Origin of the sequence: Pelomonas dachongensis (assembly GCF_043555865.1) — a bacterium.
GTDB lineage: Bacteria > Pseudomonadota > Gammaproteobacteria > Burkholderiales > Burkholderiaceae_C > Pelomonas > Pelomonas dachongensis.
Genome location: NZ_JBIGHY010000002.1, coordinates 272,546 through 286,639 on the forward strand (window position 1 = coordinate 272,546; position 14,094 = coordinate 286,639).

At 64.1% G+C, this 14,094-nt stretch carries 13 protein-coding genes; all 13 read right to left on the bottom strand.

Features of this window, described 5'->3' with window-relative positions; all coding sequences use genetic code 11:
* Positions 1-71: 71 nt before the first annotated feature.
* From ACG02S_RS05925 to ACG02S_RS05985, 13 genes are read right to left on the bottom strand one after another with little or no spacing between them, the layout of a single operon-like run.
* Positions 72-650, bottom strand: a complete 579-nt coding sequence (locus ACG02S_RS05925; RefSeq protein ID WP_394469521.1) for an NUDIX domain-containing protein — start codon at positions 648-650, stop codon at positions 72-74.
* The gene (locus tag ACG02S_RS05930) at positions 637-939 is read right to left on the bottom strand and encodes a DUF2818 family protein (protein ID WP_394469522.1); all 303 of its coding nucleotides are present in this window, start codon (positions 937-939) and stop codon (positions 637-639) included. Before ACG02S_RS05930 ends, ACG02S_RS05925 begins: the two co-directional genes overlap by 14 nt.
* 13 nt (positions 940-952) lie before the next feature.
* Complete coding sequence (gene nuoN, locus ACG02S_RS05935; RefSeq protein ID WP_394469523.1) at positions 953-2,434, bottom strand: NADH-quinone oxidoreductase subunit NuoN; 1,482 nt, start codon at positions 2,432-2,434, stop codon at positions 953-955.
* A gap of 20 nt (positions 2,435-2,454) precedes the next feature.
* Positions 2,455-3,933 carry an NADH-quinone oxidoreductase subunit M gene (locus tag ACG02S_RS05940; protein WP_394469524.1) on the bottom strand — a complete coding sequence of 493 codons (1,479 nt, stop codon included), beginning with the start codon at positions 3,931-3,933 and terminating at the stop codon, positions 2,455-2,457.
* 20 nt (positions 3,934-3,953) lie between these two features.
* The gene (nuoL, locus tag ACG02S_RS05945; protein ID WP_394469525.1) at positions 3,954-5,996 is read right to left on the bottom strand and encodes an NADH-quinone oxidoreductase subunit L; all 2,043 of its coding nucleotides are present in this window, start codon (positions 5,994-5,996) and stop codon (positions 3,954-3,956) included.
* Positions 5,997-6,008: 12 nt separating this feature from the next.
* Positions 6,009-6,323 carry an NADH-quinone oxidoreductase subunit NuoK gene (nuoK, locus tag ACG02S_RS05950; protein WP_394469526.1) on the bottom strand — a complete coding sequence of 105 codons (315 nt, stop codon included), beginning with the start codon at positions 6,321-6,323 and terminating at the stop codon, positions 6,009-6,011.
* Positions 6,320-6,961, bottom strand: coding sequence for an NADH-quinone oxidoreductase subunit J (locus tag ACG02S_RS05955; RefSeq protein ID WP_394469527.1), 642 nt, complete (start codon positions 6,959-6,961; stop codon positions 6,320-6,322). The genes nuoK and ACG02S_RS05955 overlap by 4 nt, the downstream gene beginning before the upstream one ends.
* 55 nt (positions 6,962-7,016) lie before the next feature.
* On the bottom strand, positions 7,017-7,505 hold the full coding sequence (nuoI, locus tag ACG02S_RS05960; protein ID WP_119046407.1) for an NADH-quinone oxidoreductase subunit NuoI: 489 nt from the start codon (positions 7,503-7,505) through the stop codon (positions 7,017-7,019).
* Between the two features lie 10 nt (positions 7,506-7,515).
* Positions 7,516-8,613 carry an NADH-quinone oxidoreductase subunit NuoH gene (gene nuoH, locus ACG02S_RS05965; RefSeq protein WP_394469528.1) on the bottom strand — a complete coding sequence of 366 codons (1,098 nt, stop codon included), beginning with the start codon at positions 8,611-8,613 and terminating at the stop codon, positions 7,516-7,518.
* Between the two features lie 14 nt (positions 8,614-8,627).
* Positions 8,628-10,934 carry an NADH-quinone oxidoreductase subunit NuoG gene (gene nuoG, locus ACG02S_RS05970; protein ID WP_394469529.1) on the bottom strand — a complete coding sequence of 769 codons (2,307 nt, stop codon included), beginning with the start codon at positions 10,932-10,934 and terminating at the stop codon, positions 8,628-8,630.
* Between the two features lie 20 nt (positions 10,935-10,954).
* Complete coding sequence (gene nuoF, locus ACG02S_RS05975; RefSeq protein ID WP_394469530.1) at positions 10,955-12,295, bottom strand: NADH-quinone oxidoreductase subunit NuoF; 1,341 nt, start codon at positions 12,293-12,295, stop codon at positions 10,955-10,957.
* A gap of 7 nt (positions 12,296-12,302) precedes the next feature.
* A complete protein-coding gene (locus ACG02S_RS05980) occupies positions 12,303-12,827 on the bottom strand; it encodes an NADH-quinone oxidoreductase subunit NuoE family protein (protein ID WP_394469531.1) in 525 nt (174 codons plus the stop codon).
* Between the two features lie 13 nt (positions 12,828-12,840).
* A complete protein-coding gene (locus ACG02S_RS05985) occupies positions 12,841-14,094 on the bottom strand; it encodes an NADH-quinone oxidoreductase subunit D (protein WP_394469532.1) in 1,254 nt (417 codons plus the stop codon).

Sequence of the window (14,094 nt, forward strand, 5' to 3'; positions counted from 1 at the left end):
GGCAAACAAAATCGCGCGAGCTTAAACGTCTGGCAACAACGTGCCAGAGGTCATCTACCGAGAAGCGCGTGTCAGGCGTTGCGCCAGTCCAGCGTCCACGCGCCCTGCCGCCAGCGCTGCAGCCAAAGCAGGCCGATCAGCGTCTTGGCATCGGTCAGCTCGCCGGCTGCGGCCATGCGGTCGAGATCATCGACGCCATGCGTGACAAGTTCGAGGAACTCGCCTTCATCCAGGCGCTGCTCGCCGCGCACGAGGCCGCGCGCGAAGTAGATGTGGATGCCCTCGTCCGAGTACGCGATGGCGTTGTGCAGTACGCCGGCGTAGGCCCATTCAGCGGCGCTGTAACCCGTCTCTTCAAGCAGCTCGCGGCGCCCGCAGGCCAGCGGGTCTTCACCGGCGTCCAGCTTGCCGGCCGGGAACTCAAGCATCACGCGCCCCATCGGGTAGCGGTACTGACGTTCCATCAGCAGCCGGCCGTCGTCCAGCAGCGGCACGACCATGACGGCCCCGGGATGGCGGATGTACTCGCGATGCGACGTGCCACCGTCGGGCAGCTGCACACGGTCGCGGCGCACATCCAGGAAGTGGCCGCCATAGACCTGCGTGCTCTCCAGCACGCGCTCCTTCAGGTGATCGTCAACCTCGGCCACGGCGCAGGTACCTCCAGACGAAGCCGGGGAAGCCCAGCGTGATGAACAGGCAGGCGCCAGCAGCGTAGAACTCCCAGCCCTGGCTGTAGCGCTGACCGATGCGGGTTTCGAGCAGCGCACCGAGCCCGTATGTCAACATCGCCATCAGGCCCAGTTCGAGCAAGCGCCAGCCGGCGGCCTTGGGCGCACGGCGCGGGCCTACCAGCAGCAGGCGTTCGCTGAAATATGGCAGGTTGGCCGCGACGATGGCGACAGCCAGGACCAGCCAGACGGCAAGGGACTGGTCCACGTGCGGGCCTCCGTCAGGTACTCAGGGCCTTCAGGATGGCGGTCTTGCACAGCTCCAGCAGGCCGCTGGGCAGCAGACCGAACACCAGCACGGCGGCGCCATTCAGCGTCATGACGAAACGCACGTCGCCGGGCGCGGCGATGGCCGCCGTGTCGGTGGGCGCGTCAAAGAACATGACCTTGACGACGCGCAGGTAGTAGAACGCACCCACCAGCGACACGACGACCGCGAAGATCGCCAGGCCCAGGTAGAAGGTCTCACCGGTGCCAATCATCGCCTGCAGCACGGCCAGCTTGGCGTAGAACCCTACCGTGGGCGGCACGCCGGCCAGCGAGAACATGAACAGGGTCATGACCAGCGCGAACCAGGGACTGCGCTTGGCCAGGCCGGCTAGGTCCTTGATCTCCTCAGCCTCATGGCCGGCACGTGACAGAAGGATGATCATGCCGAAGGTGCCCAGCGTCGTCAGCACGTAGGTCACGGCGTAGAACATGGCGGCGCTGTAGGCATTGGCGGCCCATTCGTTGCTGCCGTTCATGACGCCCGACGCCATACCCAGCAGCATGAAGCCCATGTTGGCGATGGTGGAGTAGGCCAACATGCGCTTCAGGTTGGTCTGCGCAATGGCCGCCAGGTTGCCGATGAGCAGTGACATGATGGAGAGCACGACCAGCATCTGCTGCCAGTCGACGGCCAGGCCGATCATTCCTTCCACCAGCAGGCGCACGGTGATCGCGAAGGCGGCCAGCTTCGGCGCCCCGCCGATCAGCAGAGTGACGGCTGTCGGCGCGCCCTGGTAAACGTCCGGCACCCACATGTGGAAGGGTGCAGCTCCGAGCTTGAACGCCAGACCGGCGACGACGAACACGACGCCGAAGACCAGTACGGCCTTGTTCGGGATGCCCTTGGTGATGACGTCGAACACTTCCGGGATGGTCAGCGAGCCGGTGGCGCCGTACATCATCGACAGGCCGTACAGCAGGAAGCCGCTGGCCAGCGCACCCAGCACAAAGTACTTCATCGCAGCTTCGGTCGCCACAGCGTGGTCACGGCGCAGCGCAACCAATGCGTACAGCGACAGGCTCATCAGTTCCAGGCCGAGGTAGATGACCAGGAAGTTGTTGGCCGACAGCATCACGTTGATGCCCAGCAGCGACAGCAGGCTGAGCGTGAACAGCTCGCCTTTCAGCATCTCGCGCGACGCGGCGTAAGGGCGTGCGTACACCAGCGTGACCATCGTGGCGATGCAGGCGAAGCCCGCCAGCAGGTGGCCCATCGGGTCGGCCACCACCATGCCCTGCATGGCATAGGTGGTCTGGCCGGCGTCGTAGTAGAAGAAGTGCATGACGCCGACAACCAGCAGCGTCAGCTGGGTCAGCCAGTAGGTCGGGCGGCGCTGCTCATCGGTGACCCACAGGTCCACCAGCGCGACGACGCAGCTCATCGCCAGCAGCAGGATCTCGGGATAAATCGCGAGCCAGTTCATGTCGTTCATTGTTCTTGCCTCTGCTCGGATCAGGCGGGGATCTTGCTCGTGGCCACGTGCTTGAGCAGCCCGTCAACCGACTGGTGCATCACGTCCGTGAACGGCTTGGGATACAGCCCCATGTACAACGTCGCCACGGCCAGCACGGCCAGCATGAGGAACTCGCGGCTGTTGATGTCGGTCAGCGCACGCACGTTGTCGTTGGCGATGTCGCCGAAGTAGACACGCTTGACCATCCACAGCGTGTAGGCCGCGCCGAAGATCAGCGCCGTGGCCGCGATGCCGCCCAGCCAGAAGTTGTACTGGACGGTGCCGAGGATCACCATCCACTCACCGACGAAGCCGGCAGTCGCGGGCAGCCCGCAGTTGGCCATGCCGAAGAAGACGGCGAACGCGGTGAACGTGGGCATCGTGTTGACGACACCGCCATACGACGCGATCTCACGCGAATGCACGCGGTCGTATAGAACGCCGATGCACAGGAACATCGCACCCGACACGAAGCCGTGCGCAATCATCTGCACCAGGCCACCGGAAACGCCCAGCTCATTGAAGATGAAGAAGCCCAGCGTCACGAAGCCCATGTGCGCGATGGACGAATAGGCCACCAGTTTCTTCATGTCCTTCTGCACCAGCGCGACCAGGCCGATGTAGACGACGGCGATCAGCGACATGGCGATGATGAGCCACGACCATTCGCGCGCGGCATCCGGTGCGATGGGCATGGAGAAGCGCAGGAAGCCGTAGCAGCCCAGCTTCAGCATGATGGCCGCCAGCACGACGGAGCCGCCCGTGGGCGCCTCGACGTGGGCGTCGGGCAACCAGGTGTGCACCGGCCACATCGGCACCTTGACCGAGAACGCCGCCAGGAAGGCGAAGAACAGCCAGGTCTGTGCGCCGCCGGGCAGCGGCAGCTTGTGCCAGGTCTGGATGTCGAAGCTGCCGCCAGACTGGACGTACAGGTACAGCAGCGCGATCAGCATCAGCAGCGAGCCGGCCAGCGTGTACAGGAAGAACTTGAAGGCCGCATAGACGCGGTTCGCACCACCCCAGACGCCGATGATGATGTACATCGGGATCAGCGTGGCCTCGAAGAACACGTAGAACAGCATGCCGTCCAACGCGCTGAACACGCCCACCATCAGGCCCGACAGGATCAGGAACGCGCCCATGTACTGGTTCACGCGCGTTTCGATGACCTCCCAGGCGGAGATGACCACGATGATGGTGATGAAAGCCGTCAGCGGTACGAACCACATCGAGATGCCGTCCACGCCCAGGTGGTAACGGATGTTGAAGCGCTCGATCCAGGCGTGGTTCTCGACGAACTGCATCGCAGCGGTCGAGGTGTCGAAGCCGGTGATCAGCGGCAGGGTGACAAGGAAGCTCGCCACGGCAGCGACCAGCGCCATCCAGCGCACGGCCTTGGCCTGTTCGTCGCGCCCGACCGCCAGCAGCAACGCGCCGCAGACGATGGGCAGAAAAATCGCAAGACTCAGGTACGTCATTCTTGTTCTCCGCCGCGCGATCAGGACCCGACCAGGGCCTTGAACTGGGGCTCGATATAGGGCCAGAGCTGCCAGGTCATCAAACCCATGACGCCAAGGATCATGACGAGGGCGTACCAGTACAGCAGACCGGTCTGCACACGACGCACCAGGCCGGCAATGCCGCCAATGGTGCGGGCAGAGCCGTTGATGACGAGGCCGTCGATGAGCGCGCCATCGCCCCCCTTCCACAGGCCGGTGCCCAGCAGGCGCGCGCCACGGGCGAGAACGTTCTCGTTGAACCAGTCGAGGAAGTACTTGTTCTCCAGCACGATGATGACCGGACGCAGCACCTTCGCCAGCGTAGCGGGAATGCTGGGCGCCACCATGTAGAACAGGTAGGCGGTGGTCACACCGGCGAATGCCAGCCAGAACGGCAACGTCTTCAAACCGTGCAGCGCCATCTCTGCCGCACCGTGGAAGTGATGCGCGATCTCAGCCATCGCCGGGTGGGCAACGGTGTTGACCGTGATGGCATCCTTCAGGAAGTCGCCATACAGCATGGACTCGATGGTCAGGAATCCGATGACGACCGACGGGATGGCCAGCAGCACCAGCGGCACCCAGACGACGGCGGGCGACTCGTGCGGCGTGTGCGCATGCGAATCGTGGCCATGGTCGTCGTGGTGGTCGTGCTCGCCCGGGAACGGCTTGTGGTGGAAGTGTTCCTTGCCGTGGAAGACGAGGAAGTACATCCGGAAGCTGTAGAACGCGGTCACGAACACGCCAATCAGCACGGCGACGTAGGTGATGCCCGCTGCCGGCAGGTTGCTGGCATGCACGGCCTCGATGATCGAGTCCTTGGAATAGAAACCCGAGAACAGCGGCGTGCCGATCAGCGCCAGCGAACCCAGCAGCGACGTGATCCACGTGATGGGCATGTACTTGCGCAGGCCGCCCATGTTGCGGATGTCCTGATCGTGGTGCATGCCAATGATGACGGAGCCGGCGCCGAGGAACAGCAGTGCCTTGAAGAAGGCATGCGTCATCAGGTGGAACACCGCGACCGAGTAGGCCGACGCGCCCAGCGCCACGGTCATGTAGCCCAGCTGCGACAGCGTGGAATACGCGACGACACGCTTGATGTCGTTCTGGATGATGCCCAGAAACCCCATGAACAGCGCCGTGATCGCGCCGATCACCATGACGAAGTTCAGCGCCGTGTCACTGAGCTCGAACAGCGGCGAGAAGCGCGCCACCATGAAGATGCCGGCGGTCACCATCGTTGCGGCGTGGATCAGCGCAGAGATGGGCGTCGGGCCTTCCATCGAGTCCGGCAGCCAGACGTGCAGCGGGAATTGCGCGGACTTGCCCATCGCACCGATGAACAGGCAGATGCAGGCCACCGTCATCAGCGACCAGTCCGTACCTGGGAAGACCATCTGGGCCAGCAGGTCCTTCTTCGCAAAGGTCTCGGCGTAGTTCAGCGAACCGCCGTAGGCCAGCAACAGTCCGATGCCCAGGATGAAGCCGAAGTCGCCGACCCGGTTCACCAGGAAGGCCTTCATGTTGGCGAAGATGGCAGTTGGCTTCTTGTACCAGAAGCCGATCAGCAGGTACGAGACCAGGCCCACCGCTTCCCAGCCGAAGAACAGCTGCAGCATGTTGTTGCTCATGACCAGCATCAGCATGCTGAACGTGAACAGCGAGATGTAGGAGAAGAAGCGCTGGTAGCCGTCGTCCTCTTCCATGTAGCCGATGGTGTAGATGTGCACCATCAGCGACACGAAGGTCACCACGCACATCATCATGGCCGTCAGGCCGTCAACCAGGAAGCCGACCTCCATCGTCAGCGGGCCGAGCTTCATCCATTCGTAGATGGTCGCGTTGAAGCGCGCCCCGTCCACGGCCACGCTGTAAAGCGTCTGTGCGGACAGGATGAAGGCGATCAGCACGCCCAGGATGGTCGCGATGTGCGAACCGCGGCGGCCCACCACCTTGCCGAAGAAGCCGGCGATGATGGCCCCCGCCAGCGGCGCCAGTGGCACCGCGAGCAGCGTGTTTTGCGAGAGTTGTGCAGACATCTTGTTGTGTCCTCAGCCCTTGAGGGCGTCGAGTTCCTCGACATTGATGCTGGCGCGGTTGCGGAACAGCACGACCAGGATGGCCAGGCCGATGGCCGACTCGGCCGCCGCGACGGTCAGGATGAAGAACACGAAGACCTGTCCCGCCATGTCGCCGAGGTAATGCGAGAACGCGACGAAGTTCAGGTTGACCGCCAGCAGCATCAGCTCGATGGCCATCAGCAGCACGATCAGGTTCTTTCGGTTCAGGAAGATGCCGATCACCGACAGCGCGAACAGCATCGCGCCCAGCGTCAGGAAATGGCCCAGGGTCAGTGCGCCGATCATGCCTGGCCTCCTTCTTTGGGTGCTTCAGGTTGGGCGGGCGCGGCCACGGTGGGCGCCATCTTGACGATCTTCAGGCGCTGGGCCTTGGTGACCTTGACCTGCTCGGACGGATTCATCGCGCGCGAGTCCTTGCGGCGACGCAGCGTCAGCGCAATGGCAGCAATGATGGCCACCAGCAGCAGCACTGCAGCAATCTGCAGCGGATACAGGTAGTTCGTGTAGATCTCGATGCCCAGCAACTTGGTGTTGCCCATCTCCAGCTGCTGGGGCGTGGCCACAGGCACGTCGGACAGCTGGAAGCCACCCATCAGCACGATGCCCATCTCGAAGGCGATCAACGCCCCCACGACGGCAGCGACGGGCAGGTGCTTCCAGAAGCCCTCACGCATGCTGTCGGTGTTGAGGTCGAGCATCATGACGACGAACAGGAACAGCACCATGACAGCGCCGATATAGACGAGGACCAGCGCAATGGCGAGGAACTCGGCCTTCAGCAGCATCCAGATGCAGGACGCGGTGAAGAAGGACAGGATCAGGAACAGCGCCGCATGCACGGTGCTGCGCGCCGTTATGACGCGGAACGAACTCACCAGCAGGATGCCGGAGAAGACGTAGAAGAGGATGGTCGTGATGTCCATGCGTATGCAGACCAGCTGAGCCGGACCGCCGCGGCGCCTTGCAGCGCTGCAGCGATCAGCGGTACTTGGCGTCCGCCTCCTTTTGGGCTGCGATCTGAGGCTCGTACTTGTCACCGACTGCCAGCAGCATGTCCTTGGTGAAGTACAGGTCGCCGCGCTTTTCGCCGTGGTATTCGAAGATGCTCGTTTCGACGATGGAGTCCACCGGGCAGCTCTCTTCGCAGAAGCCGCAGAAGATGCACTTGGTTAGGTCGATGTCGTAACGCGTCGTGCGGCGGCTGCCGTCGGCGCGCACGTCGCTCTCGATGGTGATGGCCATCGCCGGGCAGACGGCCTCGCAGAGCTTGCAGGCGATGCAGCGCTCCTCGCCGTTCTCGTAGCGGCGCAGCGCATGCAGGCCGCGAAAGCGCGGCGACAGCGGCGTCTTCTCTTCCGGGAACTGGATCGTGATGTTGCGCGACAGGAAATGTCGGCCCGTCAGCTTCATTCCCTTGAGCAGTTCCCAGAGGAAGAAGGTCTTCGCGAAATTCGTGATTGCAGTCATGGTCGCCGCCTCACTTCCAGATGTTGAACGGCGTCTGCATCCAGGCACCGACAACGACCAGCCAGATCAGCGTGATGGGGATGAAGATCTTCCAGCCCAGACGCATGATCTGGTCGTAGCGGAAGCGCGGGAACGTGGCACGCACCCACAGGAACATCGTGACGACGAAGAAGGTCTTGCCGAACAGCCAGGCCCAGTTCCAGAACGCCATCGTGCTCTGGATGAAGCTCGGCGTTTCCATGCCGAACAGGCTCCAGGAGATCGGCGCACTCCAGCCACCGAGGAACAGGATGACGGCCAGGCATGACACGAGGATCATGTTGGCGTACTCGGCCAGGAAGAACATCGCGAACGACATGCCCGAGTACTCGATCATGTGGCCGGCGACGATTTCCGATTCGCCTTCGACCACGTCGAACGGGTGGCGGTTGGTTTCGGCCAGCCCCGAGATGAAGTAGACGATGAAGATCGGGAACAACGGCAGCCAGTTCCAGGACAGGAACGTCAGGCCCATGCTGGCGAACATGCCCTGCTCCTGCAGTTGCACGATGCCGGTCATGTTCATGGTGCCGCTCACCATCAGCACGACGACGAGTGCGAAGCCCATCGAGATCTCGTACGAGACCATCTGCGCTGACGCACGCAGCGCGCCCAGGAAGGCGTACTTCGAGTTGGACGCCCAGCCGGCGATGATGACGCCGTACACCTCGAGCGACGTGATCGCCATCAGGAACAGCAGGCCGGCATTGACATTGGCCACAGCGGCGTCCGGACCGAAGGGCACCACGGCCCAGGCGGCCAGCGCCGGCATGATGGTCATGACCGGGCCGAGGAAGAACAAGCCCTTGCTGGCGGCGGTGGGCTTGATGATCTCCTTGAAGATCAGCTTCACCGCGTCGGCGATGGGCGTCAGCAGGCCGAACGGGCCGACGCGGTTCGGACCCGGGCGGATCTGCGACCAGCCGATGGCCTTGCGCTCCCACAGCGTCAGGTAGGCGACGCAGATCATCAACGGTGCGACGACCGCGATGATCTTCATCAGGCTCCAAACCACGGGCCAAAGGCCACCAAGCAGTGCGGCCCCGTTCTGGTAGAGGGTGTCGATCATTTCTTCAGGCTCCCTCAGACCTTGCTGACACTCAGCGTGCCGAAGGCGGCACCCAGCGTCGCAGTTTGGGCCAGACCGGCCGGCACGCGGACCACGCCTTCGGGCAGCGCGGCTTCCAGGCGGGCAGGCAGTTGAGCAGCGCCACCGTCCTGCACGATGCGCACCTGATCACCGTCGCTCAGACCCAGCTGCTGCCACAGCCCGGTGGGCAGACCCACGATCGCGGCTTCGCGGCCGTCGGCGGTCAGCTGCAGCGAAGTGGCGTTGCGCACCAGCGCGTCGGTCGCGTAGATCGGCAGGTTGGCGAATCGCTCGACGCCCTCGCCCTTGGCCACGATCTGCGGCGTCGCCGACGTGGCGTTGGAGAGGCGGCCGGCGATATCACCGCCCAGCGCCTGTTCCCGCACTTGCTCGGAGCTGTCCTGGTTGAAGCCTTCGAGACCCAGCAGGTTACCCAGCACGCGCAGCACCTTCCACGCCGGACGCGTCTCGGCCAGCGGGCGCACGACCCCCACGAAGCTCTGCAGGCGGCCCTCGGCATTGACGAACGAGCCAGATGTCTCAGTGAACGGCGCGATGGGCAGCAGCACATCGGCGTAGTCCAGGCCGGTCTTGAACGGGCTCAGCACGACGACCATCTCGGCCGCGTCCAGCGCCTTGGCGGCAGCGGCGGCGTTGGCGCTGTCCAGCACCGGGTCGGTGTTCAGCAGCAGCGCGGCCTTCAGTGCCGTGCCGTTCAGCATCTGAGCGGCGTTCAGGCCACCGGCTTGCGGCTGGGCTTTCACGAGCTGGGCGCCGACCGTGTTGGCGGCAGCGGTCAGGTAACCGACGCTGGCGCCGGTCTTCTCGCCAATCCACTGCGCCAGCGCCAGCAGGCTGGCGGCCTGCGGATGTTCTGCGGCTGCATTGCCCAGCAGCAAGGCCTTGGCAGAGCCGGAGGACAGGCTGGCGGCGATGGCCTTGGCTTCGTCCGTCGCGGTGCCGGGCAGCGGCGCGCCGTCGCCAATGGCGGCGGCCACGTTCGCGAGCGTCTGCACCCAGGCGGACGGCGCGGCGGCGATGGACGCGCCGACGGACATCAGCCAGTCATCGCTGTTCACGCCGATGCGCGAGATCGCGGCACCGCGGCGCGCGGCGTGGCGCAGGCGGGCGGCGAACAGCGGGTGATCCTTGCGCAGATTGGAGCCCACGACCAGCGCGCGATCCAGTTCGGACAGCTTGGCGATGGGCAGGCCCAGCCAGCGCGCCTGGCCCGCCGGGGCAGCATTGCCGAAGTCGCTGTGGCGCAGGCGGTGGTCGATGTTGTCGCTGCCCAGGCCGCGCACGATTTCGCCCAGCAGGTGCAGTTCTTCCACCGTGCTGTGGGCTGAGCCGAGCGCACCGATGGCCTTGGCACCATGGTCGGCCTTGATGACCTTTAGGCCGTTGGCCACGTACTCCAGCGCCGTCGTCCAGTCGACCTGCTTCCAGGCTCCGCCCTGCTTGATCATGGGCGCGTTCAGGCGGGCGTCGCTGTTCAGCGCTTCATAGCTGAAGCGGTCGCGGTCGGCGATCCAGCATTCGTTGACGTCTTCGTTCTCCAGCGGAACAACACGCAGCACCTGGTGGTTCTTGACCTGGACAACGAGGTTGGCGCCGGTCGAATCGTGCGGGCTGACGCTCTTGCGGCGCGACAGTTCCCACGTGCGGGCGCTGTAGCGGAAGGGCTTGCTGGTCAGCGCGCCGACCGGGCAGATGTCGATCATGTTGCCGGACAGCTCGGAGTCCACCGTGCGGCCCACGAAGGTCTGGATCTCGCTGTGCTCGCCACGGTGGGCCATGCCCAGTTCCATCTGGCCGGCGATCTCCTGGCCGAACCGCACGCAGCGTGTGCAGTGGATGCAGCGGCTCATCTCCTCCATCGAGATCAGCGGGCCCACGTTCTTGTGGAAGACGACGCGCTTCTCTTCGGAGTAGCGGCTTTTTCCCGCGCCGTAGCCCACCGCCAGGTCCTGCAGCTGGCACTCGCCGCCCTGGTCGCAGATCGGGCAGTCCAGCGGGTGGTTGATCAGCAGGAATTCCATGACGCCCTGCTGCGCCTTGATCGCCTTTTCGCTCTTGGTGCGGACGATCATGCCCTGAGTGACGGGAGTCGCGCAGGCAGGCATCGGCTTGGGCGCCTTTTCCACGTCCACCAGGCACATGCGGCAATTGGCCGCAATGCTCAGCTTCTTGTGATAGCAGAAGTGCGGGATGTAGGTGCCGGCCTTCTCCGCAGCATGCATGACCATGCTGCCTTCCTGGACCGAGACCTTCTGACCGTCGAGTTCGATTTCAACCATGATGGGTGTTCCCTAGGCGCTCAGGTCGGAGCCACCAGGGGCTTCTTGTGTTCAATCAGGTGCAAGAACTCGTGCTTGAAGTTCTTGATCATGGCGCGCACGGGCATAGCGGCAGCGTCGCCTAGCGCGCAGATCGTGCGGCCCTGGATGTTGTCGGCCACGGAGTTCAGCAGGTCGATGTCCTCTGCCCTGCCCTCGCCGTGGTAGATGCGTTCCAGCACGCGGTGCATCCAGCCCGTGCCTTCGCGGCAGGGCGTGCACTGGCCACAGGACTCGTGCGCGTAAAAGTACGACAGGCGCAGCAGGCTCTGCACCATGCAACGTGAGTCGTCGATGACGATGACGGCGCCCGAGCCCAGCATGGAGCCGGCCTTGGCGATGGAGTCATAGTCCATCGTGCAGTTCATCATCACCTCGGCCGTCAGCACCGGGGCAGATGAACCGCCGGGGATCACGGCCTTCAGCTTGCGGCCCTTGCGGACACCGCCGGCGAGCTCCAGCAGCGTGCTGAATGGCGTGCCCAGCGGGATCTCGTAGTTGCCCGGGCGCTCCACGTCGCCGGACACCGAGAACAGCTTGGTGCCACCGTTGTTGGGCTTGCCGATCTCCAGGTAGGCCTGGCCGCCGTTGCGGATGATCCAGGGCACCGCCGCGAAGGTCTCGGTGTTGTTGATCGTCGTGGGCTTGCCGTACAGGCCGAAGCTGGCCGGGAACGGCGGCTTGAAGCGCGGCTGGCCCTTCTTACCTTCCAGCGATTCCAGCAGCGCAGTTTCCTCGCCGCAGATGTAGGCGCCGAAGCCATGGTGGGCGTGCAGCTGGAAGCTGTAGTCCGAACCCATGATCTTCTCGCCGAGGTAGCCGGCGGCGCGGGCCTCTTCCAGCGCCGCTTCGAAACGTTCGTAGACCTCGAAGATCTCGCCGTGGATGTAGTTGTAGCCGACCTTGATGCCCATCGCGTAGGCAGCGATGGCCATGCCCTCGATGACCTGGTGCGGGTTGTGCATCAACAGGTCGCGGTCCTTGCAGGTGCCGGGTTCGCCCTCGTCCGAGTTGCAGACAAGGTACTTTTGGCCCGGGAACTGGCGGGGCATGAAGCTCCACTTCAGGCCGGTCGGGAAGCCGGCGCCGCCGCGGCCGCGCAGGGCCGAGGTCTTCACCTCGGCGATGACCTGGTCGGGCGTCAGACCTTCGCCGCCGTCCTTGCCCAGGATCTTACGCAGGGCCGCGTATCCGCCGCGGGCCTCGTAGTCCTTGATCGACCAGTTCTTGCCGTTCAGGTCTGCGTAGATCTGCGGCGTGATGTGACGACCGTGGAAGCAGGTCTCGTTGCCGGTGGATTGAAATTTGGTGAGGTCCAGCATGTCGTCCTCAGGCCTTCGCGGCTTCAGCGCGCAGCACATCGACCAGCTCATCGAGGCGGTCGCGGGTCATGAAGCTGCACATCTGGCGGTCGTTGACCAGAATCACCGGCGAGTCGGCGCAGGCGCCCAGGCACTCGCTCTTCTGCACGGTGAACAGGCCGTCGGCCGTGGTGCCGCCCTGCTCGATGCCGAGCTTGCTGCACAGGTGGTCCAGCGCGTTCTGGCCGTCACGCAGCTGGCAGGGCAAGTTCGCGCAGACGTTCAGCTTGAATTTGCCGACCGGGCGCTGGTTGTACATGTTGTAGAAGGTCGTCACCTCGTACACAGCGATGGGCGCCATGCCGAGGTGAGCCGCGATCGCATCTTCCGCGGCGCGGGGCACGAAGCCCTCTTCCTGCTGCACGATGGCCAGACAGGCCATGACGGCCGACTGGCGCATTTCGTACGGGTACTTGGCGACCTCGCGGTCGAAGCGCGCACGGGTGGCGTCGCTGAGCGTGTAGCTCGAAGCGGTGGTGTTGGAAGTCGTCATCGTCGTCACTGCTTCAACGGTCGATCTCGCCGAACACGATGTCCATCGTGCCGATGATGGCCACGGCGTCGGCAATCATGTGGCCCTTGCCCATTTCGTCCAGCGCCGCGAGGTGCGGGAAGCCCGGCGCGCGGATCTTCAAGCGGTACGGCTTGTTGGCGCCGTCGCTGACCATGTAGATGCCGAACTCGCCCTTGGGATGCTCGACAGCCGCGTAGGCCTCGCCTTCCGGCACGTGGAAGCCCTCGGTGAAGAGCTTGAAGTGGTGGATCAGCTCTTCCATGCTGGACTTCATGTCCACGCGGGCCGGCGGTGCCACCTTATGGTTGTCCGTGATGACCGGGCCCGGGTTGGCGCGCAGCCATTTCACGCACTGCTCGACGATGCGGCAGGACTGGCGCATCTCTTCCACACGCACGACGTAACGGTCGTAGGTGTCGCCGTTGGTGCCGACCGGGATGTCGAAATCCATCTTGTCGTACACGTCGTAGGGCTGCTTCTTGCGCAGGTCCCACGCAATGCCTGAGCCGCGCAGCATCGCGCCCGTGAAGCCCAGGTTCAACGCGCGCTCGGGCGACACCACGCCGATACCGACCGTGCGCTGCTTCCAGATGCGGTTGTCCGTCAGCAGCGTCTCGTAGTCGTCGACGTTCTTCGGGAAACGCTTGCAGAAGTCTTCAATGAAATCCAGCAGCGAACCGCTGCGGTTCTCATTGAGCTGAGCGATGGCCTTGGCATTGCGGATCTTGCTGACCTGGTACTGCGGCATGCTGTCCGGCAGGTCGCGGTAGACACCGCCGGGACGGAAGTAGGCCGCGTGCATGCGCGCACCCGACACCGCCTCGTACATGTCGAAGATGTCCTCACGCTCGCGGAAGCAGTAGATGAGGATGTTCATCGCACCGCAGTCCAGGCCATGGCAGCCCAGCCAAAGCAGGTGGTTCAGGATGCGGGTCAGCTCGCCGAACATCACGCGGATGTACTGCGCGCGGATGGGCACTTCCAGGCCCAGCATCTTCTCGATGGCCAGGCAGTAGGCGTGCTCGTTGGACATCATCGACACGTAGTCGAGGCGGTCCATGTAGGGCAGCGACTGGATGTAGGTCTTTTGCTCGGCGAGCTTCTCGGTCGCGCGGTGCAGCAGGCCGATGTGCGGGTCGGCGCGCTGGATGACTTCGCCGTCCAGCTCCAGCACCAAACGCAGCACGCCGTGGGCGGCCGGGTGCTGGGGACCGAAGTTCAGGGTGTAGTTCTTGATTTCGGCCAT